21 protein-coding genes are annotated in these 21,701 nt (G+C 72.6%); 8 read left to right on the top strand and 13 right to left on the bottom strand.

Translation table 11 applies throughout. The features are described from left to right. Positions 1-7 precede the first annotated feature (7 nt). From meaB to ABD223_RS10775, 4 genes are all read left to right on the top strand, one after another. The gene (gene meaB / locus ABD223_RS10790; RefSeq protein WP_344035930.1) at positions 8-1,051 is read left to right on the top strand and encodes a methylmalonyl Co-A mutase-associated GTPase MeaB; all 1,044 of its coding nucleotides are present in this window, start codon (positions 8-10) and stop codon (positions 1,049-1,051) included. Between the two features lie 67 nt (positions 1,052-1,118). Continuing rightward, positions 1,119-1,448, top strand: a complete 330-nt coding sequence (locus tag ABD223_RS10785; protein ID WP_344035928.1) for a hypothetical protein — start codon at positions 1,119-1,121, stop codon at positions 1,446-1,448. Between the two features lie 213 nt (positions 1,449-1,661). Continuing rightward, positions 1,662-2,828, top strand: coding sequence for a M20 family metallopeptidase (locus ABD223_RS10780; RefSeq protein WP_344035927.1), 1,167 nt, complete (start codon positions 1,662-1,664; stop codon positions 2,826-2,828). After that, a complete protein-coding gene (locus ABD223_RS10775) occupies positions 2,825-4,087 on the top strand; it encodes an amidohydrolase (protein WP_344035926.1) in 1,263 nt (420 codons plus the stop codon). Before ABD223_RS10780 ends, ABD223_RS10775 begins: the two co-directional genes overlap by 4 nt. 431 nt (positions 4,088-4,518) lie before the next feature. Here the strand turns inward: ABD223_RS10775 and ABD223_RS10770 are convergent, their stop codons facing one another. Beyond that, positions 4,519-6,234, bottom strand: coding sequence for a glycerol-3-phosphate dehydrogenase/oxidase (locus ABD223_RS10770; protein ID WP_344035925.1), 1,716 nt, complete (start codon positions 6,232-6,234; stop codon positions 4,519-4,521). 204 nt (positions 6,235-6,438) lie between these two features. Between ABD223_RS10770 and ABD223_RS10765 the strand changes: the two genes are divergently transcribed. Both ABD223_RS10765 and glpK read left to right on the top strand, forming a co-directional pair. Next, on the top strand, positions 6,439-7,179 hold the full coding sequence (locus tag ABD223_RS10765) for an MIP/aquaporin family protein (RefSeq protein ID WP_344035924.1): 741 nt from the start codon (positions 6,439-6,441) through the stop codon (positions 7,177-7,179). A 32-nt stretch (positions 7,180-7,211) separates the two neighbouring features. Further along, positions 7,212-8,717 carry a glycerol kinase GlpK gene (gene glpK / locus ABD223_RS10760; protein ID WP_344035923.1) on the top strand — a complete coding sequence of 502 codons (1,506 nt, stop codon included), beginning with the start codon at positions 7,212-7,214 and terminating at the stop codon, positions 8,715-8,717. Between the two features lie 35 nt (positions 8,718-8,752). Here the strand turns inward: glpK and ABD223_RS10755 are convergent, their stop codons facing one another. Continuing rightward, positions 8,753-10,156 carry an NAD(P)H-quinone dehydrogenase gene (locus ABD223_RS10755; RefSeq protein WP_344035922.1) on the bottom strand — a complete coding sequence of 468 codons (1,404 nt, stop codon included), beginning with the start codon at positions 10,154-10,156 and terminating at the stop codon, positions 8,753-8,755. Between the two features lie 126 nt (positions 10,157-10,282). On the opposite strand from ABD223_RS10755, the gene ABD223_RS10750 reads away from it, so the two are divergent. Continuing rightward, positions 10,283-10,732 carry a gamma-glutamylcyclotransferase family protein gene (locus tag ABD223_RS10750; protein ID WP_344035920.1) on the top strand — a complete coding sequence of 150 codons (450 nt, stop codon included), beginning with the start codon at positions 10,283-10,285 and terminating at the stop codon, positions 10,730-10,732. A gap of 35 nt (positions 10,733-10,767) precedes the next feature. Here ABD223_RS10750 and ABD223_RS10745 read toward each other — a convergent pair whose 3' ends face one another. The 9 genes from ABD223_RS10745 to ABD223_RS10705 all read right to left on the bottom strand — a co-directional run bounded on the left by ABD223_RS10745 (position 10,768) and on the right by ABD223_RS10705 (position 18,587). Further along, positions 10,768-11,724, bottom strand: coding sequence for an endonuclease domain-containing protein (locus ABD223_RS10745; protein WP_344035919.1), 957 nt, complete (start codon positions 11,722-11,724; stop codon positions 10,768-10,770). 88 nt (positions 11,725-11,812) lie between these two features. Beyond that, on the bottom strand, positions 11,813-12,607 hold the full coding sequence (locus ABD223_RS10740) for an ESX secretion-associated protein EspG (RefSeq protein ID WP_344035918.1): 795 nt from the start codon (positions 12,605-12,607) through the stop codon (positions 11,813-11,815). Further along, entirely contained in the window at positions 12,607-13,932 is a 1,326-nt protein-coding gene (locus ABD223_RS10735; RefSeq protein ID WP_344035917.1) for a PPE domain-containing protein, read from the bottom strand. The genes ABD223_RS10740 and ABD223_RS10735 overlap by 1 nt, the downstream gene beginning before the upstream one ends. A 28-nt stretch (positions 13,933-13,960) precedes the next feature. Continuing rightward, entirely contained in the window at positions 13,961-14,269 is a 309-nt protein-coding gene (locus tag ABD223_RS10730) for a transcriptional regulator (RefSeq protein ID WP_344035916.1), read from the bottom strand. 180 nt (positions 14,270-14,449) lie between these two features. After that, positions 14,450-15,022 carry a DUF3558 domain-containing protein gene (locus tag ABD223_RS10725; RefSeq protein WP_344035915.1) on the bottom strand — a complete coding sequence of 191 codons (573 nt, stop codon included), beginning with the start codon at positions 15,020-15,022 and terminating at the stop codon, positions 14,450-14,452. A 21-nt stretch (positions 15,023-15,043) separates the two neighbouring features. Further along, positions 15,044-15,484 (bottom strand): GNAT family N-acetyltransferase, encoded by a 441-nt coding sequence (locus ABD223_RS10720; protein ID WP_344035914.1) that lies wholly within the window; start codon positions 15,482-15,484, stop codon positions 15,044-15,046. Positions 15,485-15,551: 67 nt separating this feature from the next. Next, positions 15,552-16,424: an HAD family hydrolase gene (locus ABD223_RS10715; RefSeq protein ID WP_344035913.1), complete on the bottom strand. Its 873-nt coding sequence runs from the start codon at positions 16,422-16,424 to the stop codon at positions 15,552-15,554. Then, the gene (locus ABD223_RS10710) at positions 16,421-16,807 is read right to left on the bottom strand and encodes a DUF1707 SHOCT-like domain-containing protein (RefSeq protein WP_344035912.1); all 387 of its coding nucleotides are present in this window, start codon (positions 16,805-16,807) and stop codon (positions 16,421-16,423) included. Before ABD223_RS10710 ends, ABD223_RS10715 begins: the two co-directional genes overlap by 4 nt. Positions 16,808-16,817: 10 nt before the next feature. Continuing rightward, positions 16,818-18,587, bottom strand: a complete 1,770-nt coding sequence (locus ABD223_RS10705) for an acetyl/propionyl/methylcrotonyl-CoA carboxylase subunit alpha (RefSeq protein ID WP_344035911.1) — start codon at positions 18,585-18,587, stop codon at positions 16,818-16,820. Between the two features lie 116 nt (positions 18,588-18,703). Between ABD223_RS10705 and ABD223_RS10700 the strand changes: the two genes are divergently transcribed. Then, positions 18,704-19,387 (top strand): hypothetical protein, encoded by a 684-nt coding sequence (locus tag ABD223_RS10700; RefSeq protein ID WP_344035910.1) that lies wholly within the window; start codon positions 18,704-18,706, stop codon positions 19,385-19,387. 154 nt (positions 19,388-19,541) lie between these two features. On the opposite strand, the gene ABD223_RS10695 is transcribed toward ABD223_RS10700, so the two are convergent. Together ABD223_RS10695 and ABD223_RS10690 are read right to left on the bottom strand one after the other, a co-directional pair. Continuing rightward, on the bottom strand, positions 19,542-20,861 hold the full coding sequence (locus ABD223_RS10695; RefSeq protein WP_344035909.1) for a dicarboxylate/amino acid:cation symporter: 1,320 nt from the start codon (positions 20,859-20,861) through the stop codon (positions 19,542-19,544). A 173-nt stretch (positions 20,862-21,034) separates the two neighbouring features. After that, positions 21,035-21,643: a Maf family protein gene (locus ABD223_RS10690; RefSeq protein WP_344035908.1), complete on the bottom strand. Its 609-nt coding sequence runs from the start codon at positions 21,641-21,643 to the stop codon at positions 21,035-21,037. Positions 21,644-21,701: the final 58 nt, after the last annotated feature.

Here is a 21,701-nt window from a genome sequence, read left to right as displayed (position 1 = left end):
CCGGGGCATGGCCAGGCCGGTCGACGTCGGCGCGTACGCCGAGGGCGTGCTCGCCGGCGACCGCGGCACCCTGGCGCGGGCCATCACGCTGGTCGAGTCCACGCGCCCGGACCACCGGGCCGCCGCCCAGGAGCTGCTGGTCGAGCTGCTGCCCAGGTCGGGTGGCGCGCACCGGGTCGGCGTCACGGGGGTGCCCGGCGTGGGCAAGTCGACGTTCATCGACGCGTTCGGCTCGATGCTGACCGCGGCCGGCCACCGGGTGGCGGTGCTGGCCGTGGACCCGTCGTCCACCCGCACCGGCGGCTCGATCCTGGGCGACAAGACCCGGATGGCGCGGCTGGCGGTGGACCCGGCGGCGTTCATCAGGCCGTCACCGACCTCCGGCACGCTCGGCGGCGTGGCCAGGGCGACCCGTGAGTCGATCGTGCTGGTCGAGGCGGCGGGCCACGACGTGGTGCTGGTCGAGACCGTCGGCGTGGGGCAGTCCGAGGTCGCGGTGGCGAACATGACCGACTGCTCGCTGTTCCTGACCCTGGCGCGCACCGGCGACCAGCTCCAGGGCATCAAGAAGGGCGTGCTGGAGCTCGCCGACGTCATCGCGGTGAACAAGGCCGACGGCCCCCACGAGCTGGACGCCCGCAAGGCCGCCCGCGAGCTGGCCGGCGCGCTGCGGCTGCTGCGCCCGCCGGACGCGGTGTGGCACCCGCCGGTGCTGACGTGCAGCGGGCTGGCCGGGGACGGGCTGGACACCGTGTGGGAGCAGGTCCGGAAGCACCGCGAGACGCTGGACGCGGCGGGCGAGCTGGACGCGCGCCGCCGCCGCCAGCAGGTCGAGTGGACCTGGGCGATGGTCAACGACCAGCTGCTGAGCGGGCTGCGCTCGGCGCCCGCGGTGCGGGCCGTGGTGCCCGAGGTCGAGCGGCAGGTGCGGGACGGCGAGCTGACCGCGACGCTGGCCGCCGAGCGGATCCTGGCCGCGTTCGGCGGTGGGGCTGGTGGTGCCGCTGGTGCAGGTGCTGGTGCTGGTGTCGCCGGCGTGCACGGGACGTGATGACTCACCGGTTTGGATGACCACTGACAGTGGTAACCGGGAGAAGCGGTGACTAGGCTAGGTGACCATGTGGCGTTCTGTGCTCGCGGTGTGCCTGCTCGTGCTCGCCGGCGCTCTCACCGCGTCGGGCACAGCGGCTGCCGTGCCGTCCTCGCAGGTCGGGTACCTGGCGGCGCAGACGGACGCGCCCGCCCCCGGTAACGAGACCCTGCAACCCGGCGGCACCGTCGGGCCGGGGCCCGGCATCGACGCCCCCCAGGACCCCGCCGCGCCGGCGAACCCCGAGACCCGCAAGAAGTTGTGGCTCGGAGGTGTCGCGCTGGCGTTGTTCGGCCTCGTCTACTGGCGGAACAAGAAGCGCTGGGACAAGTGGAAGGCAGGGCGGAAGTCCGGCTGAACCCGGTTCCGGAGCCGGCTCCCGGCCGGCCCCGGACCTGACGGAGTCTCACCTCGCAGCCGGAATTCGTCCTCGTCCCGGGCGGAGTCTGCGCAGACTTGATCGGTCTGACCGAACTCCGAGCACCGCTCGGCGCACCCGCGCGACCGGTTGCCGGTTGATCAACGCGAGGTGCGTCGCGCCTACCGGGCAGTGATGCAGGATGGACGCGAAATGGGTACCGACTTCAAGATGAGCACGCGCTCGGCCGTCGAGCGGTACTCGGATGCGCTGATCGCACTCTCGCGCAGCATCCACGCGGAGCCAGAGCAGGCCTTCGCCGAGCACCGCAGCGCGGCCAAGGTCGCCGACCTGCTCGCCGCGGAGGGCTTCGAGGTCGAGCGCGGCGTGGCGGACCTGGAGACCGCGTTCACCGCGTCGTTCGGCTCCGGTGAGCTGGTGCTGGGCCTGTGCGCCGAGTACGACGCGCTGCCCGAGGTCGGCCACGCGTGCGGGCACAACGTGATCGCCGCCGCGTCCACCGGCGCGGCGCTCGCGCTGCGCGACGTGGCCGACGAGCTGGGCCTCACCGTCCGGGTGCTCGGCACGCCCGCCGAGGAGGTCGGCGGCGGCAAGGTGCTGATGCTCGAACGCGGCGTTTTCGACGACGTGTCGTTCTCGATGATGGTGCACCCCGCGCCGTACGAGGCGGTGGCCGCGCGCTCGCTGGCCATCACCGACGTCGAGGTCCACTACACCGGCAAGCCCTCGCACGCCGCCGCGGCGCCCCACCTGGGCGTGAACGCGGCGGACGCGATCACGGTCGCCCAGGTCGCCATCGGCCTGGCCCGCCAGCACCTGGAACCGGGGCAGATGGTCAGCGGCATCGTCACCCGCGGCGGCGCCGTGCCCAACGTGGTGCCGGCCAACACCTCGGCGATGTTCGACCTGAGGGCCGGCGACCTGGAGTCCCTGCGCCGGCTGGAGGAGCGGATCAACCGCTGCTTCGAGGCCGGCGCGCTGGCCACCGGCTGCACCCACGAGGTCGTCAAGGTCTCACCGGTGTACGCCGAGCTGACCCCCGACCCCTGGCTCGCGGACGCCTACCGGCGTGTCGCCGTCGAGCTGGGGCGTCGTCCGTTGAGCCCCGAGGAGGAGCTCAAGGAGAAGATCGGCAGCACGGACATGGGCAACATCACCCGTGCGCTGCCGGCCATCCACCCGACCATCGCCATCGACTGCGGAGACGCGGTGAACCACCAAATCGAGTTCGCGACCGCCTGCGCCTCGGCTTCGGCCGACCGGGCAGTGCTCGACGGGGCACTGGCCCTCGCCTGGACAACGATCTCCGCCGCGCTCGACGACGAGCAGCGCGCGCGGCTCCTGGCGGGTGCCGCATGACGGTCCTGGATTCGCGTCTTCCGGAAGAAGGTTCCGACGTGCTGTTGACGGAACGGGGGGTCAGCATTGCCCCTGTGGATGATCCCGGTGAGGGGCGCGGCCCCTCGTGGTTGGACGACTGGCTGGCGGCCAACGCCGGAGAGGTCGTCGCCTGGCGCCGCCACATCCACGCGCACCCCGAGCTGTCGCGCAAGGAGCACCGCACCACCGCGATGATCGAGCAGATCCTCCGCTCGGTGGGCCTCAAGCCCCGCCTCATGCCCGGTGGCACCGGGCTGGTCTGCGACATCGGCAGCGGGCCGCGGTGCGTGGCGCTGCGCGCGGACATCGACGCGCTGCCGCTGACGGAGAGCACGGGCCTGCCCCACTCGTCCACCGTCGAGGGCGCGTCGCACGCGTGCGGCCACGACGCGCACACCGCGGTGCTGCTGGGCGCGGCGCTGGCCTTGGCGTCGGCGACCGAGCTGCCCGGCCGGGTGCGCCTGGTGTTCCAGCCCGCCGAGGAGGTCATGCCGGGCGGCGCGCTGGACGTGCTCGCGGCGGGCGGCCTCGACGGCGTGGAGCGGATCTTCGGCCTGCACTGCGACCCGCGGCTGGAGGTCGGCAGGCTGGGCACCAGGATCGGGGCCATCACGTCCGCCTCGGACATGCTGGAGCTGCGCCTGACCTCGCCGGGCGGCCACACGTCCCGGCCGCACCTCACGGCCGACCTGGTGCACGCGCTGGGCACGGTCATCACCGGCCTGCCGGGACTGCTGTCGCGGCGCGTGGACCCGAGGTCCGGGACGGTGCTCGTGTGGGGCGCGGTGCACGCGGGCGAGGCGCCCAACGCGGTGCCGCAGGACGGTGTGCTGCGCGGGACCCTGCGGACCGGTGACCGGGACATCTGGGCCGAGCTGGAGCCGCTGATCAAGGAGCTCGTCGGTGCGCTGCTGGCGCCCACCGGGGTCGGCTTCGACCTGCACCACCGCCGCGGCGTGCCCCCCGTGGTCAACGACCGCGAGAGCACGGTGCTGCTGAGGGCGGGCATCGAGGCGGCGCTGGGCGAGGACGCGTTGGCGGGGACGGAGCAGTCGTCCGGCGGCGAGGACTTCGGGTGGTACCTGGAGCACGTGCCGGGGTCGTTCGCGCGGTTGGGCGTGTGGGACGGGGTGGGGAAGCAGCGGGACCTGCACCAGCCGACGTTCGACCTGGATGAGCGGGCGCTGATGGTGGGGGTGCGCGTGATGGTGCACACGGCGCTGGCCGCTCTGGCCTGATCCTTTTCGGGTGTTCACGGGCTTTCTATAGGTTCGCGGGGTTCACGAGCGGTCGCTCGCCGCTGGGCAGGCCTCCGGGGGAAGTGCGTGGGGCTCGTGGTCTCCCGCATGGCCTGCCGGAGGCAACCACCCTTGTCAAGGGGTGTCGCGAAGGGCGTGCGACACCCCTTGACAAGCGCGGTAGGGCTGCGCCCAGGCCATACGGGAAACCACGAGCGGCTCCAAATTTGCCAAGCCGCCCACCTCGCGTAGCCGGTCCCTTCCCGTCGGCGTGTCCTCCACTCAGACATCGCGTGTCCTCCGGTGAGGCATCGCGAGTCGTACGTTCCGGTCGGGCGTGTCGTACGTTCCGGACGCGCGAGTCGAACGTTCGGGTCCACCGTGTCGAACGTTCAGGAGCGGTGAGTTCTACGTTCGCGACAGGTGTCTTGTCAGCTCACCGGTTCGGTGAGTTCTGGTCGGGCCTCCGGGGCCGCTGCTCGCACCGCGTCCGCCGCCTGGTCGTCCGGTTCGGCTTGTGATGCCCGTTCCGCTTCGACTCGGGCTGTGTAGACCGCGACTTCGTGGGAGACGCGTTCGTCGTCCCAGCCGAGCACCCCCGCCATCAGGCGGGCGACCGGTTCCGCGCACTCCACGCCTCGGTGCGGGTATTCGATCGAGATGCGGGTCCGGCGGGTGAGCACGTCCTCCAGGTGCAGCGCGCCCTCGTGCGACGCGGCGTAGACCACCTCCACCTGGAGGTAGTCGGGTGCGGCGGGCACGGGTTTGAGCAGTTCCGGGTCTGCTGAGCCCAGGACTTCGTGGACCAGTGATCCGTAGCGGTCCAGCAGGTGCCTCACCCGGTAGGGGTGCAGGCCGTACCTGGTGGCGAGTTGGTCGGCCTGGTTCACCAGCGCGTGGTAGCCGTCGGCGCCCACCAGGGGGACCTTGTCGGTGATCGATGGTTGGAGCCTGCCCGGCAGGTCGACCCCTGCGGCGTCCACCGCGTCGGCGCCCATGACCCGGTACGTCGTGTACTTGCCGCCGGCGATGGCGACCAGGCCGGGGGCCACTCGGGCCACCGCGTGTTCGCGGGAGAGCTTCGAGGTCGACTCGCTCTCGCCTGCCAGCAGGGGGCGCAGGCCGGCGTAGACGCCTTCGATGTCCTCGTGCGTCAGCGGTGTCGCCAGCACCGAGTTGACGCGCTCCAGGACGTAGTCGATGTCCGCTCGCGTCGCCGCCGGGTGTGCCAGGTCCAGGTTCCAGTCCGTGTCGGTCGTGCCCACGATCCAGTGGTTGCGCCACGGGATCACGAACAGCACCGACTTCTCCGTGCGCAGGATCAGCCCGGCCTCCGACACGATCCGGTCCCGGGGCACCACGATGTGCACGCCCTTGGACGCCCGCACGCGGAACCGCCCGCGTGACCCGGACAGCCGCTGGAGCTCGTCGGTCCACACGCCGGTCGCGTTGATCACCGCGTGGGCCCGGACGTCGACCTCGCGCCCGTCCTCCACGTCGCGCACCCGCACGCCCGACACGCGGTCCGCCTCCCGCAGGAAGCCGACGACCTGCGTCGACGTCCGCACGACCGCCCCGTAGTGCGCCGCCGTCCGGCCGACCATCATGGTGTGCCGCGCGTCGTCGGCCTGCGCGTCGTAGTACCGGATGCCGCCGACCAGGGCGTCCGGCTTCAGCGCGGGCACCAGCCGCAGCGCGCCGGCCCGCGACAGGTGCTTCTGCCCCGGCACGGACCGCGCCCCGCCCATGGTGTCGTACATCAGCAGCCCGGCCGCCGTGTACGGGCGCTCCCACGCGCGGTGCGCCAGCGGGTACAGGAACGCCACCGGTTTGACCAGGTGCGGCGCGATGCGGGTGAGCATCAGCTCGCGTTCCCGCAGCGCCTCGCGGACCAGGCCGAACTCCAGTTGCTCCAGGTACCGCAGGCCGCCGTGGAAGAGCTTCGACGACCGGGACGAGGTGCCCGAGGCCAGGTCCCGGGCTTCCACCAGGGCCACCCGCAGGCCGCGCGTCGCGGCGTCCAGGGCCGCGCCGACGCCCACCACGCCACCACCGATGATCACCAGGTCGAAGGTCTCCGCGCCCAGCCGCTCCCAGGACCCGGAGCGCTCGGCGGGGCCCAGCCGACCCGTAGCGGGCGAGATCACGATCGCCTCCCAGATGTCGACGGCACACCAGGCCCGGCCAGGAGTACCCGGTACCAGCGGAACCGACTCGACCACGTTACCCGCTGGTACGCCACCCGTGGACAACTGATCGACCCGGAACTAGCGTCAACCGGACGTTGTGGGGTGGGCAGCGCCGCCGGACCCGGACAGTGCTGCCTCCCGACAAGGCGAGGAGGTCGGCTGGTGAGCAGTGGATCGATCTTCGTGTGGGAGACCCTCGGCACCGCGATCCTGATCCTGATGGGTGCCGGTGTGGTCGCCAACGTCGTGCTCAAGGACACGCTCGGCACCGGGGGCGGATGGCTCCTGATCAACTTCGGCTGGGGGTTCGCGGTGTTCGCGGGCGCCAGCGTCGCCGCGCCCAGCGGCGCGCACCTGAACCCCGCGGTGACCCTCGGCCTGGCGATCGCGGACAAGACCCCGTGGAGCCAGGTGCCCGTCTACTTCGCCGGTCAGCTGCTCGGCGCCTTCCTCGGCGCCGTGCTCGCCTGGCTGGCCTACAAGGCCCAGTTCGACGCGCACGACGACCCCGCCGGCACGCGCGGCATCTTCTGCACCGGACCGACCGTGCCCCGGACGGGCTGGAACGTCGTCACCGAGGTCATCGCCACGTTCGTGCTGGTCGCCTGGGTGCTGCTGAGCCCGGCCGCCAAGGAGGCCGCGGACGGCGTGCCGCAGCTCGGCAACTCGGCCCTCGGCTACGCGGGCGTGGCGTTCGTCGTCATCGGCCTCGGCAACTCGCTGGGCGGCCCCACCGGGTACGCCATCAACCCCGCTCGCGACCTCGGTCCCCGCATCGCCTACGCGATCCTGCCCATCCGCGGCAAGGGCGGCGCCGAGTGGGGGTACGCCTGGGTGCCGGTGGTCGGGCCGCTGGTCGGCGGCGCGCTCGCCGCCCTGCTGTTCCTGGCCCTCCCGGTCTGACGAGCCCCACCGGTCTGAAAGGACATGCCGGCATGACGCAGTACGTAGCCGCGATCGACCAGGGCACCACCTCCACCCGGTGCATGATCTTCGACCACTCGGGTCGGGTGGTGTCGGTCGACCAGAAGGAGCACCGGCAGATCTTCCCCAGGGCCGGGTGGGTCGAGCACGACGCCGACGAGATCTGGGCGAACACCCGCCAGGTGGCGGCGGGCGCGCTGGCCAAGGCCGACCTGTCCGCCGGGGACGTCGCCGCCGTCGGCATCACCAACCAGCGCGAGACCGCCCTGGTGTGGGACCGCACGACCGGCCGCCCGGTGTACAACGCGATCGTGTGGCAGGACACCCGCACCGACCGGATCTGCCAGGAGCTGGGCGACCTCGGCGGCGGGCAGGAGCGCTACCGCGCCAAGACCGGCCTGCCGCTGGCCACCTACTTCTCCGGGCCCAAGGTCCGCTGGATCCTGGACAACGTCGAGGGCGCCCGGGAGAAGGCCGAGGCGGGCGACCTGCTGTTCGGCAACATGGACACCTGGGTGCTGTGGAACATGACCGGCGGGGTGAACGGGGGCGTGCACGTCACCGACCCCACCAACGCCTCGCGCACCCTGCTGATGGACCTGGACGCGCTGAGCTGGGACGAGGGCATCGCCGCGGACATGGGCATCCCGGTGTCGATGCTGCCGGAGATCCGCTCGTCGTCCGAGGAGTACGGCAAGGTCCGGGAGCGCGGCGCGCTGGCCGGCGTGCCGATCGCGGGCATCCTCGGCGACCAGCAGGCGGCCACGTTCGGCCAGGCGTGCCTGTCGCCGGGCGAGGCCAAGAACACCTACGGCACCGGCAACTTCGTGCTGCTCAACACCGGCACGGAGAAGGTGATGAGCGAGAACGGCCTGCTCACCACCGTGTGCTACAAGATCGGTTCCCGGGAACCGGTCTACGCGCTGGAGGGCTCGATCGCGGTCACCGGGTCGCTGGTGCAGTGGCTGCGCGACAACCTCGGCATGATCACCGACGCGGCCGAGGTCGAGCAGCACGCGCGCACCGTCGAGGACAACGGCGGTGCGTACTTCGTGCCCGCGTTCTCCGGCCTGTTCGCGCCCTACTGGCGGTCGGACGCGCGCGGCGCGATCGTCGGGCTGACCCGCTTCGTGAACAGGGGCCACCTGGCGCGCGCGGTGCTGGAGGCCACGGCGTTCCAGACCCGCGAGGTGATCGACGCCATGAACGCCGACTCGGGCGTGGCGCTGACCTCGTTGAAGGTCGACGGCGGCATGGTCGTCAACGAGCTGCTGATGCAGTTCCAGGCGGACATCCTGGGCGTCCCGGTGATCCGGCCCGTGGTGAACGAGACCACGGCGCTGGGCGCCGCCTACGCGGCCGGGCTGGCCGTCGGGTTCTGGGCGTCCGAGGACGACATCCGGCAGAACTGGGCGCAGGACAAGCAGTGGGACCCGGCCATGGACGACGAGACCCGGGAACGGCAGTACCAGCTGTGGAAGAAGGCCGTGACCAGGACTTTCGACTGGGTCGAGTGAGGTCGGGGGGCGGTGCTCCCGCCCCCCTCCCCGGGTCAGTCGAGGTCGTCGTGGCGCATGAGCTGGCGGCCGGCCTCGGTGATCGACCCGGTCAGCGACGGGTAGACCGAGAACGTCGTCGCCAGGTCCTCCACGGTCAGCTGGTTCTGCACGGCCAGCGCGATCGGCAGGATCAGCTCGCTGGCGTTCGGCGCGACCACCACGCCGCCGATGACCACGCCGGTCGCCGGGCGGCAGAACAGCTTCACGAAGCCGCGGCGCAGGCCCTCCATCTTGGCGCGCGGGTTGGTGGCCAGCGGCAGCATGATCGTGCGCGCGGGCACCTCGCCGGAGTCGATCGCCTGCTGGCTGATGCCGACGGTGGCGATCTCGGGGTTGGTGAACACGTTCGCGGCGACCGTCTTGAGCTTGATCGGGCTGACGCCCTCGCCCAGCGCGTGCCACATGGCGATGCGGCCCTGCATGGCGGCCACGGACGCGAGCAGCAGCAGACCGGTGCAGTCGCCCGCCGCGTAGACGCCGGAGATGTTCGTGCGCGAGACCCGGTCGACCGGGATGTACCCGCCGCGACCCAGCTCGATGCCGATCTTCTCCAGGCCGATGTCGCTGGTGTTGGGCACCGAGCCGACCGTCATCAGGGCGTGGCTCGCCTCGATCGTGCGACCGTCTTCCAGGTGGATCAGGACGCCGTGGCCGACGTTCTCCACCCGGTCCGCGCGGGCGTGCTTGACCACGGCGGTGCCGCGTTCGGCGAACACGTCCTCCAGCACGGCGGCCGCGTCGGCGTCCTCGTGCGGGAGCACCCGGTCGCGTGACGAGACCATCGTCACCTTCACGCCCAGTTCGGTGTAGGCGGAGGCGAACTCCACACCGGTGACGCCCGAACCGATGACGGCCAGGTGTTCCGGCAGCTCGGGGAGGTCGTAGATCTGGCGCCAGGTGAGGATCCGCTTGCCGTCCGGCTCGGCGCCCGGCAGGACGCGCGGGGTCGCGCCCGTGGCGATGAGCACCACATCGGCGGGCAGGACCTCCTTGGCGCCGTCCTCGGCGCGCGCGACGACCTCGTGCTGGGCGAGGCCCTTGCTGTCGTCGCAGAACTTCGCCGTGCCGGTGATGATGCGGACGCCCTCCCGCTGGAGCCGCGCCCGGACGTCGGCGGACTGGGCGAGCGCGAGGCCCTTCACCCGGCCGTGGACGGCGGGCACCTCGACCTCGGCCGCGGCGTTGTTGGTGCGAATGCCCAGCTCACCGGCATTGCGGAAGGCGCTGCGCCCGCCGGCGGAGGCGATGAAGGTCTTCGACGGCACGCAGTCGTAGAGGACGCACGCGCCGCCCACGCCCTCGCGTTCGACGATGGTCACGTCGGCGCCGTGCTGGGCTGCCACGAGCGCCGCCTCGTAACCTGCCGGGCCACCGCCCATGATGACGATGCGGGTCACGCCACGTCCTCCTCCGGGGTTTCTGCGCTGTTCGCAGCCTCGTCAAAGGTACGCGGTCGGGTGCCGGGGCGTGTCGTCCGGTCTTCTGGTACCTCGGGGTGATCGATAGGTCGCTAGGCTGTGGTCGTGCCGCTCTATGCCGCGTACGGATCCAACATGGACCCGAACCAGATGATGGAGCGAGCCCCGTACTCCCCGATCGCGGGGACCGGGTGGCTCGCCGGCTGGCGTCTGACGTTCGGTGGCGAGGACCTGGGGTGGGAGGGCGCGCTCGCCACGATCGTCGAGGACCCGGACTCGCAGGTGTTCTGCGTCCTCTACGACGTGAGCCCGCGTGACGAGTCCCGCCTGGACCGCTGGGAAGGGGCGCTGGGCCTCTACAAGAAGATCCGCCTGCGCGTCCAGACCCTGGAGGGCTCGGTCACCGCCTGGCTCTACGTCCTGGACGCCTACGAGGGCGGTCTTCCCTCGGCCCGCTACATAGGCGTGGTGGCGGACGCCGCCGAAGCCGCCGGCGCCCCCGACGACTACGTGGCCGACCTGCGAACCCGCCCCTGCCAAGGCATAGGCCCCTAACCCCCCGCGTGTCCTCCGCTCAGGCATCGCGTGTTCTACATCCAGAACCTTCGAGGCCTGCACTTGGGCACCGAGAGCGCCGCGCTGAGGTCCCGGAACAGCCGAGTGGGGTTGCGCAGGTCGGAGGCGTTCGCCCGCAGCACCTTCCACCCACGCCTCCGGAGGTCCTCCTCACGCGCCTCGTCCGCTTCGGCCTTGGTGGCGTGCGCGGCGTAACCGTCGTATTCGAGCGCGATCCGGGACTGCGGCCAGGCGAAATCGATCCGCCACACCTCTCGTCCGTCGAGGTCGGTGACGCGGTGCTGGGGTTCAGGCGGAGGAAACCCCGCATCGACGACCATCAGCAGGAGCGCGCTCTCCGCCGGGGACTCCGGCAGCCCTGTCGCCACGTCGACCAGGAACAAGCCCCGTCGCCTGCCGCGCACGTCGGGACGCTGCGCGATTCGCACCGCGAGATCCGTCTTGATCTCCGCCCGTCGGTCCGGCGGCATGACCGCCAGCGCCTGATCGGTGCACGCCAGCGCGGTGGGGCGGTCGGCGCGGCACAGCAGTTCGGCGAGCGTCGGCTCCAGAGCCAGACAGCGGAGGCCGTCGAGCACAGCCACCTCGGCGGGGTCGTGGTGGGCTTGGTGCACCGCTTCGCCAGGCCGGGCGCGGTGTCGTTGGTGGTAGCCGATGAGCAGGTGGATGCGGTTGGTCTCAGCGGCTGTGCAGCCGTGCAGCCAGGCTGAGGTGTGGCTGGTGAGCAGCGTGCTCGGGCCTGCGGTCAGCAGTGCGGCGGCGGCTCGGGTGGGGAGCTGGTTCATGCGTTCGCGCTGGACCAGCACCGTGCGGGAGTAGCTGACCAGGCGACCGTCGCCGATCGCATTTCGCAGTTCGACGCGGCCGAGGTGGTGGTGGAGGCGGGTGCGGAGGTGAGCGCCGTGCAGGCCCTCGGGGAGGGTGATCATGCATAACCGAGGGCAGAGCCGCCGATTCCGTACCTGAACCACCCGAAAGTGTGGTTGGGCTGTGTCCCAGTGGTCAGTTCGCGGTGTCCGGTTGGATGACACGCGATGTCTGAGTGGAGGACACGCGGGGTTAGGGGGTGGTTAGGGTTTCTAGGTGGTGTTGTAGGCGGCGGTGGTCCACGGGGGAGACGGTGGACCACGGTTGTTGGCCCGGGGTGGCTCGGCGGAGTTGGATGTAGCGGCCGGCCGGGGTGTCGAAGAAGGCGACCACGTTGTCCGGGCGGACGCGTTTGCCCCACTTGTCGCGGTGGGCCGCGCCGAACTGGCCCCGGTTCGAGGCGTCGCGGAACATGTCGGCCAGGGTCTGGGCGTCCTCGGCGCGGATGCCGCGGGAGGTCAGGACCCGCGCCAGGTCGTCCGGGGTGGTCGCGGCGGCTGCCGCGGCGTCCAGGTCGGCGCTGGGGAGGGTGACCGAGTGGCCCGGACCCGCGGGGAGCGGGGGCAGGACCGAGAGGGCCTCCCGGGGCAGGCCCTCGCTGGACGCCGGGCGCAGGGTCAGCCGGTCGTCGTCGAGGACGGCGAGGACGGCTGACTGGCCCTTGGCGGCCGCCAGGACGCGGACGCTGCGGCCCAGCCACAGGCGGCCGTCCACCTCCTGCTGCGGGCGGTTGAGCAGGTGGAGCAAGTCCTCCAGCGTCGGGTCCAGGGACACCGGGCGGCCGAGGCCCCGTTGTTCGAGCGCCGTCCACGCCCGGTGCTCCAGCTCCGCCCGCTCGGCGTCGGTCTTGCCCGGTGACGGCACCTTGAGCACCAGCGGCATGGTCTCCAGCCGCAGGTGCTCCCACAGCACGTCGAATTCGAGCGCCGAGATCGTCACCGGCTCGCGCACGTCGTTGAGCCCCAGGTCCAGGCCGAAGGTCGTCATCAGTGGGTGGTGCTCTCCCCGATGACCGGCGGCGAGAAGCCGCCGATCCCGTAGATGTCGTCGGTTTCCCGGAGGTAGTCGGCCGCGTCGTGCGTGGCGTCCTCCTCCTCTTCCGCCACGCCGCGCGCCGCGCCCAACCCGCCGAACGGGTCGAACGCCGCGGGCGCGGGAGCCGCGGCCACGGTCCGCTTGTGCACGGTGTCGTTGTTGCCCGCCTGGCCCGCGCCCGCCAGCGTGCCGGCCGAACCACCGGGGCTCGCCGTCGTCGCGTGCTGGGCGTTCGCCGCGGCGAACGCGCCGAAGTCGGCCGAGCTGACCGACGTCGTGCCGACGGGCACCCGGTGCTCGGGGCCGCCGATCGACTGCTGCGCGGCGGCGCTGCCCTGCTGCTCAGTGACGTCGGACGTGGCTCCGGAGCCGGAACCCGAGCCCGAGGACGAGCCGGAGGACTGCTTGCGGCGGTCCTGGCCGGAGCCGGAGCCGGAGCCGGAGCCGCCGCCGCCCACCACGCCGCCCGGACCGTGCGCGCCGCCGGTGGACGGGCCCGTCGTGGGCGCGGAGGCCGACGAGGGACGGGTGTTGGCCTGCTGCGACCCCGAGGTCGAGGAAGTGCCCGTGGCGCCGCCCGGCGCCGTGCCGCTGCCGGGACGGGTCGCCGGCGCCGTGCCGCGCCCGCGGCCGCCGTTCCGGCCCCGCCCGCCGCCGTACCCGCGGCCACCGCGCGGCCCGCCGTAACCCCAGCCGTGCCCGTGCACGCCCGCGCCGTCGTTGCGCACCACGTCCGGCGCGCTGACCACCAGCTGCGGCGGCTGGTGGAACTGGCCGAGCGTGCTGGTGTTCGAGGAGGTGCTCGACGCGTAGGTCGCCATGACCTCGCGGGCCCGCTGCTCGGCCGCGTCCTGCGCCTGCTCCTGCTTCTCGTAGTCCGTCTGCCCGCCCACCAGCGAGGTCAGCACGCTGACGACCAGGTTCGGCTTCTCCGCGGTCACCGGCACGGGCGCGGGCATGTCCGCCCGCGCCTTGGCGATGTAGTCGGCCTGGAGCTCCGCCGACGTGCGCATCACGTCGGCGCCGGTGCGGGCCTCGTCCGCCCACGCCGCCAGCGGGTTGATGCCGTTGCGGGCCTGGTCGGCCGCGTTGCCCTCCCACCTCGCGCCGGAACGCAGGATGCCCGCGTGCAGCTCGGCGTTGATCTCGGTCAACGCCGACGACACGCCGACCCAGCGCTCCACCGAGACGTGCGAGGCGCCCGGTCCGGGACCGGCGTTGATCTGCCGGTACAGCTCCTCGTGGCTGTACCCGCTCCAGCGGTGTCCATCGGGCATGAAGATTCCCCTTGCCTGCGCCGGGTGCTCAGCGGCCGCCCTGCTGTCCCATCAACCCGGTGTTGTCGTCTTCGATGGACTGGTACTGGCGTTCGACCAGGTTCAACGCGTCCATGGCCGACTTGAGCTGCTGCTGGTAGTTCTGCAACGCGGCCAGCGCCGAGTCGCCGGACTCCAGGGACCGCTCGTTGAACTGCTCGGCGGCCTCCTGGCTCACCGGGTCCCCGGCCCAGGGCCGCACCCTGATCTCGGTGATCGCCAGCTCGATCTGCTCGTCCAGCTTCGTGAGCGCGCCCGAGAACGCGTTGCGGAGCCCGGGGATGGCACCGGGTTCCACGTTCAAGGTGTGCGACACGGGCGGTGGTGCGCCTGTGTCGCCACCGCGCCCGTGGTCTTCCGACGGCATGGACGACCTCCCCGTCTTCCCTATTCCCGTCACGTTCTCGTCGCGCAGGGTCACTCTAGCCAGAGGGTCCGACAACGGGGAGTGGGTGGCGTGCTCCATCCCCCGCGCGGGTCAGCGCCGTTGCAGCAAAGCGGCGATCGCCGCCTCGGCCACCCGTTGCGCTCCTAGGCATAGCGTGTCCTGCGTCGCTTTCGTTTCATTGCCGCCGTCGCGGAACATGACGTCCAGGAACTGCCCTTCCGCCACGTCCACCTCGACGTTGCACACCTGCTCCATACCCGGTGTGCGGACCGTCAGTCCAGGAAAACCGCCCACCGTCGTCGGACGGGCGTCCACCTGGGCGTTCTCGTCCAGCCACACACCCACTCCCTCAGCTGTGACGAGCGCGAGCCGCGTCACGTTCCCGCTGATGGTGCTGCGCATCGTGCACGCCTTCGCGTTGCCGAAGCCCGTCTCCACGTAGGCGCTCGGCGGGTTGTCCAGGCTCAGCCGCAACCGCTGCTCCTCCGTCAGCACCGCGCACGGGTCCAGGCCCTCCAGCCTGATCTCCCGGGGTCTGGGCGGCAGGGACGGCGCGATGGTCGCCGAGGCGATGTCGTGCTCCTCCGCGCGGCCGTCCGCGGTGTGCTCCGGTAAGGGCGTGCAAGCGCAGATCGTCAACGCGCACAACGTGGCGATGATCACGCGAGCGGCCCTCATGAGCACCTACCGTAGCCGTGTCCACACGGGATGTGGACCCTCTGTGACGAAGCCGCACTTCACCGCCACGCGCCGCGCCGCGTCGTCCGGCGGTTCGGCGGTGATCCGGGGGAGGTCGAGGAAGCCGAACCCGAACCGCAGCACGGCGGCCACCGCGCGGGTGGCGATGCCCCTGCCACGCAGTTCGGGCGTGATCCAGCAGGTCAGGCCGCCGGCGGCGGTCAGCTCGACCACGCCGACCGCGACGCCGGTGAGCTGGTCGCACACCGCCCACGAGCAGCTCTCGTCGGCGTGCCACCGCCGCGCGCGCTCGGCGACGTGCGCGCCCGCCGCGACCGGGTCGGGGCACAGACCGCCGCCCACCAGCGCCGCCCGGTCGTCGATGCGGTCGTCGGCGCGCAGTTGCCGCAGGTAGAACTCACCCGCGTTGATCTCCACGGCCTCCATGGCGGTTGTCCTCGCTCCGCTCGGACGGGCGAGGTCCCGGGACGCCGACCTCGCGGTGCCGCGCAGACTAGTCCGTGACGAACCCGTCGTAACGGGCGGCCAGCTCTTCGAGCAGCCCGCGGTGCGCGGCGGCGGGCTGCCCGTCGGGCCCGGCGACCAGCTCGACGACCCAGTCCGCGTCCTCGGCGTCGTCCTCGCCGGCCAGCAGGTCGCGGTGCACCGCGCACGGCGACCACCCGGCCTCCACCAGCTCCCGCGCCGCCTCCTCCGCGTCGCCGCGGTCGTGCAGCACCACCAGCAGCGCGTCGCCGGGGCCGCCGGCCGGACCGGTGGGCCCCTCGTCGAGCAGGCCGCGCGACGCCAGGGCGCCGTGCAGGGCGGGGAAGTCCGGCGTGTGCACCGCGTCGATGCCGACGGTCCGGGCGGCCTCGGCGTTCACCGCGGTGTCGTCGCAGAACAGCGTGCCCGACGCCGAGTGCTGGAGCACCCGCAGGGCGCGCCGGAACGCCTCGGGCGACGGCTTGGCCACCCCGAGCCGCGCCGAGGTCACCACCGCGTCGACCTCGCGGTCCAGGCCCAGCTCCGCCAGGTCGCGCGGCAGCCGGTCGGTGGCGTTGGACAGCAGCGCCACCCGGCACCGCTCCCGCGCCCGCCGCACCAGCTCCAGGGCCTCGGGGACGACCTCGCCGACGCGCGTCCACTCGGCCACCGCCCCGGCGGCCCGGTCGGCCGGGACGCCGTCGCGGACCAGCTGGTCCCGCACGACCCCGCGCCACCGCTCGTCGGTGACCTCGCCCACGACCGCGGGCCCGGACAGCGAGAACGACACCCGCGCCAGCGTCCCGCGCGGCAGGCCGAACCGGTCCTCGATCGGCGCGTCCGGTCCGAACCGCCGCAGCACGCCGTCCAGGTCGAGCAGCAGCAGCGACGGCGCGCTCACCGGTCGCCCATCCGGCTCAGCAGCAGCATCGCCGCGGGGACCAGCAGGAAGACCAGGGGGTTGAACCGGGACAGGACGAACAGCACCACGGACAGCACCGCCACCGCGGGCAGCACCGCGCCCGTCAGCCGCGGCGCGAGCTGCCCGCCGCGTCCCGACCGGTCGGCCGGCGGCAGCGGCGCGACCCTGGCGAACTCCGGTCGCGGCGCCGGCAGGTCGGCGAACAGGCCGTACAGGTCGCCGCGGGTCCGCGCGGTGGCCACGCGGGCGGAGCGCTCGCCGAACTCGTCCACCGTCAGCCGCCCCTCCCCGAGGTGCGTGCCGAGCAGTTCGAGTGCGTGCTCGCGCTCCGCGTCGCCGATCCGGATGTCCCGCTCGCTCACATCGCCGAGCCTATTCCTTGATCTCGCACAGGACGGTGCCCTGGGTGACCGTCGCGCCCGGCTCGGCGGCCAGGCCGGTGACCACGCCGGCCTTGTGCGCGGTCACCGGGTTCTCCATCTTCATGGCCTCCAGCACGAGCAGCAGCTCGCCCGCCTCGACCTGCGCGCCGTCCTCCACCGCGACCTTGACGATCGTGCCCTGCATGGGCGCGGTCACCGCGTCGCCGGACACGGCCGCGCCCGACTTGCCGCCGGCGCGCTTGCGCGGCTTGGCCCTGGCGTCCGCCTTCGCGCCGCCGCCGGAACCGGAGATCGCCAGGTCACCGGGCAGCGAGACCTCCAGCCGCCGGCCGCCGACCTCGACCACGACGGTCTGCCGCTCCTCGGCCTCCTCGGCCCCCGCGCCGCCGGCGAACGGCTCGATCGCGTTGTCGAACTCGGTCTCGATCCACCGGGTGTGCACGGTGAAGCCGTCCTCGGAGCCGACGAACGCCGGGTCGCGCACGATCGCCCGGTGGAACGGCAGCACGGTGGCCATGCCCTCGACGACCATCTCGTCCAGGGCGCGGCGGGCCCGCTCCAGCGCCTGCGCGCGGTCCTCGCCGGTGACGATCAGCTTGGCCAGCAGCGAGTCGAACTGGCCGCCGATGACCGTGCCGCTCTCCACGCCCGCGTCGACGCGGACGCCGGGGCCGGACGGCGCGGTGAACGTGGTCACGACGCCGGGGGCGGGCAGGAAGTTGCGGCCCGCGTCCTCGCCGTTGATGCGGAACTCGATCGAGTGACCGCGCGGGGTCGGGTCCTCGGTGAACCGCAGCCGCTCGCCCGCGGCGATCCGGAACTGCTCGCGCACCAGGTCGACGCCCGCGGTCTCCTCGCTGACCGGGTGCTCGACCTGGAGGCGGGTGTTGACCTCCAGGAAGGAGATCGTGCCGTCCCGGGCGACCAGGTACTCGACCGTGCCCGCGCCGTGGTAGCCGGCCTCCCGGCAGATGGCCCGCGCGGAGGTGTGGATCTGCTCGCGCTGCTCGTCGGTGAGGAACGGCGCGGGCGCCTCCTCGACCAGCTTCTGGTGGCGGCGCTGGAGCGAGCAGTCGCGCGTGCCGACGACGACCACGTTGCCGTGCTGGTCGGCCAGCACCTGCGCCTCGACGTGGCGGGGCTGGTCCAGGTAGCGCTCGACGAAGCACTCGCCGCGGCCGAACGCGGTGACGGCCTCGCGCACCGCGCTGTCGAACAGCTCGGGGATCTCCTCCAGCGTGCGGGCCACCTTCAGGCCCCGGCCGCCGCCGCCGAACGCCGCCTTGATCGCGACCGGCAGGCCGTGCTCCTCGGCGAACGCCACGACCTCGTCCGGGCCGCCGACCGGGTCCTTGGTGCCGGGCACCAGCGGCGCGCCCGCGCGCGTCGCGATGTGCCGGGCGGTCACCTTGTCGCCGAGGTCGCGGATGGCCTGCGGCGTCGGCCCGATCCAGGTCAGGCCCGCGTCCAGCACGGCCTGCGCGAAGTCGGCGTTCTCGGACAGGAAGCCGTAGCCGGGGTGCACCGAGTCGGCGCCCGACCGCTTGGCCACGTCCAGCAGCTTGTCCACCGAGAGGTAGCTCTCGCCGGGCGTGCTGCCGCCCAGCGCGAACGCCTCGTCGGCGAGCCGCGCGAACGGGGCGTCGCGATCCGGGTCGGCGTACACGGCGACGCTGGCCAGACCGGCGTCCCGGCAGGCGCGGATGACCCGGACGGCGATCTCACCGCGGTTGGCGACGAGGACCTTGCGCAGCGACACGACGTCCTACCTCCTGCAACGCTGGATGTGGAGCGGCAATGCAGGGGGAGTTTAGTGACCCGGCAGTACGCGGTGGCGGAGAGACAGCTCACGCTTCGGTGAAACAATCGGCGACCGTGACGCGCCCACCCGCAGCCGTGCTCCTGGTCGCCTGCCTGGCCGTGGTCACCACGGTCGCGGGCCTGGCCTTCGCGTGGTCGACCCGTCCCGGGGCGCCCGCGGCGACCGGGGTGGAACCGCCCCTCGGCGAGCTGAGGTGCGGTGCGGAGGCGTGCCGTACGGTGGTGGAGCAGCAGGTCGGACCCGATTCGGTGGCGCTGCTCGTCGGGCCGGAGGTGGGGCGGATCCGGACGTCCGGCGCTTCGGGGCCCAACGTCTTCGAGCTGACCGTCGCCGCTTCGGGCGCCGAGATCACCGACCGGTCGTTGCAGTGCGCGGACGCCGGGGTCGGCGTGTGCCTGGTGCGCGGCGAGGTCGAGTCCGAGGTGCCGGGCGAGGTGCTCGGCGAGGTGCTCGTGCGCAGGTCGGGGGCGTGGTCGCGGGCGCAGGTGCCCTACGTGTCGAGCGGGGGCCACCTGGCGCTGCACGACGTGGACCGGGACGCGGTGGCCGACGTGGTGGCGGTGCAGCGCGAGTGCCCGGCCGGTGAGGACTGCCCGCGGCGGTTCGTGCAGGTGTTCTCGCTGGTGGACGGTGGTGAGGAGCTGGGCTGCACGGAGGTGGTCGACGCGCCGGAGCTGGTGCCGGGTTGGCCGGCGGTCGTGCCGGACGCCGCCGACCTCGGCCCGTGCGGCGACTGAGGCCCCGGAACGCGCCTCGCCCGGGGCCGGGGGTCCTGAACGTGGAACTCGGGGGTCCTGAACGTTCGACACGGTGGACCCGGACGTACGACTCTCGCGTGAGTCGTACGTCCGGGTCGCGCGGGTTCGGGGTTGGTGGGTTGGGGGTTCGGGGTCAGGCCGGGACGGCGGCGCGGGGGCCGGAGAGCAGCGGCGGCTCGCTGGGCGCGTTGAGGACCTCGTCGTCGAGCAGGCCCTCGCCGCGCGCCACCAGGACCGGGACGGTGATCTGGCCGGCGACGTTGGTCGCGGTGCGGACCATGTCCAGGATCGGGTCGATGGCGTAGACGACCGCGACACCGGTGGCGATGACCTCCGGCGGCATGTTCACCGCGCCCAGGGTCAGCGTCAGCATGGTGAACCAGCCCGTGGTGCCCGCGGTCGCCAGGGCGCCGAACACGGCCACCGCGATGATCGCCACGTACTGCCAGACGCCCAGCTCGACGCCGAACAGGTTCGCGATGAACACCGTCGCGATCGCCGGGTACACCGCGGCGCAGCCGTCCATCTTGGTCGTGGTGCCCAGCGGCACGGCGAACGACGCGTAGTCCGGGTCCACGCCGAGGTTGGCGGCGGTCTGCCTGCTCAGCGGCAGCGTGGCGCCCGACGAGCGGGACACGAAGGCGAACTGGATCGCCGTCCACGCCTTGCTGAAGAACGTCACCGGGCTGACCCGCCCGACGAACCGCAACAGCACCGGGTACACCACGAACAGCACCAGCAGCGTCCCGCCGTACACGGCCGCGATCAGCGAGAACAGCGGGCGGACGAACGAGTTGCCGTAGGTGGCGAACGCGGTGCCGATCAGGCCGAACACGCCGATCGGCGCGAGCAGCACGATCCAGCCGACGACCTTCTGGATCAGGTCGAACACCGACCGGGTGAGGGTGACGAACGGCTCGGCCCGATCACCGAGCGCGTAGGCGGCGAAGCCGACCAGCACCGAGATGAACACGACCTGGAGCACCTCGCCCTCGGTGAAGGCGGCGAACAGGTTGCTCGGGATCAGCGTCTCCAGCAGGGTGCTCCACGAACCGGGGTCGCGGGCCGAGAGCCGCTCCACCGCGGCCTCCGACGGCTGGACCTGCACACCCGCCCCGGGGCTGAAGACCAGCGCGATGGCGAGGCCGATGAGCACCGAGATCAGGGACGTCACGGCGAACCACAGCAGCGTCTTCCCGCCGAGCCGCGCGGCGCGGTTCGTGCCCAGGCGGCGCAGGCTCGTGATGCCGACGACGATCGCGGTGAACACCAGCGGGATGACGGTGAACTGCAACAGGCTGGTGAACACGTCGCCGACGTGGCCCAGGGTGGTGGTGAGCCACGCCTGGTCGGTGGCCTGGGCCACGTAGCCCGCGAGCGCGCCCAGGACGAGCGCGGCGAGCACGGCGATGCCGAAGACCTTGGGTTGGGTGTAGGTGCGGATGAACGACACGACTGCTCCGGTGGGTGCGCAGGGGCGGCTGACGGGGTGTCAGGGGCGACAACCCGTGCTCGTCCGGCGACCGAAGTCGATGTGACGACGACGCGTCAGCAACTCGTTCATCGGCTCCCCCAACGCGAGGCACCTGGGGCGAGCTTCCCGGATCGGGGAAAATGTGACAACCGCTACCAGAGGTCCGACACGGTGACGCCGACCCGGCGCAGCAGCCGGCGGGTGAGCGGCAGGCTGATGCCGATCACGCTGGACGGGTCGCCGTCGATGCCGTCCACGAACCAGCCGCCCAGTCCGTCGAGCGTGAACGCGCCCGCGACGTGCAGCGGCTCGCCGGTGGCGAGGTAGGCCTCCAGCTCGTCGTCGGCGGGCCGGCCGAACCGGACGGTGGTGGCCTCGTGGTCGACGGCCCGGTCGACGACCGCGCCGTCCCGCACCAGGAGCACGGCGTGCCCGGTGAGGAGGGTGCCGGTGGTGCCCGCCATCCGCTTCCACCGCTCGCGGGCCACGTCGGCGGTGCCGGGCTTGCCGTGCACCTCGCCGTCGGCGGTGCGGAGCATGGAGTCGCAGCCGACGACGACCTCGTCGCCGGTGGAGGCGTCCGCGACGGCCTCGGCCTTGGCCAGGGCCAGGGCGGTGACCAGCTGCTCGGGGGTGGGGTCGGTCAGCGAGGCGGCGAGGGCGTCCTCGTCCACGCCGGAGACCCGGACCTCGGGCTCGACGCCGGCGGCGCGGAGGACGGCTAGGCGGGCGGGTGACTGCGAGGCCAGGACGAAGCGCACGGTCGGAAGCCTAGGGGAGGGGGCGGGCGGCTCTCGGCAGGCCGAGGGTAGGCCGAGC

It is taken from the genome of Saccharothrix xinjiangensis (assembly GCF_039527585.1).
In the GTDB taxonomy this organism is placed as follows: domain Bacteria; phylum Actinomycetota; class Actinomycetes; order Mycobacteriales; family Pseudonocardiaceae; genus Actinosynnema; species Actinosynnema xinjiangensis.
This window is presented reverse-complemented; position numbering and strand designations above follow the sequence as displayed.

Bases quoted from the DNA above. Each gene is read 5' to 3' on its own strand.
- ABD223_RS10740 (WP_344035918.1), bottom strand. From the start codon at position 12,607: ATGACGACCTTCGGCCTGGACCTGGGGCTCAACGACGTGCGCGAGCCG.
- ABD223_RS10785 (WP_344035928.1), top strand. From the start codon at position 1,119: ATGTGGCGTTCTGTGCTCGCGGTGTGCCTGCTCGTGCTCGCCGGCGCT.
- ABD223_RS10780 (WP_344035927.1), top strand. From the start codon at position 1,662: ATGGGTACCGACTTCAAGATGAGCACGCGCTCGGCCGTCGAGCGGTAC.
- ABD223_RS10735 (WP_344035917.1), bottom strand. From the start codon at position 13,932: ATGCCCGATGGACACCGCTGGAGCGGGTACAGCCACGAGGAGCTGTAC.
- glpK (WP_344035923.1), top strand. From the start codon at position 7,212: ATGACGCAGTACGTAGCCGCGATCGACCAGGGCACCACCTCCACCCGG.
- ABD223_RS10775 (WP_344035926.1), top strand. From the start codon at position 2,825: ATGACGGTCCTGGATTCGCGTCTTCCGGAAGAAGGTTCCGACGTGCTG.
- ABD223_RS10720 (WP_344035914.1), bottom strand. From the start codon at position 15,484: ATGGAGGCCGTGGAGATCAACGCGGGTGAGTTCTACCTGCGGCAACTG.
- meaB (WP_344035930.1), top strand. From the start codon at position 8: ATGGCCAGGCCGGTCGACGTCGGCGCGTACGCCGAGGGCGTGCTCGCC.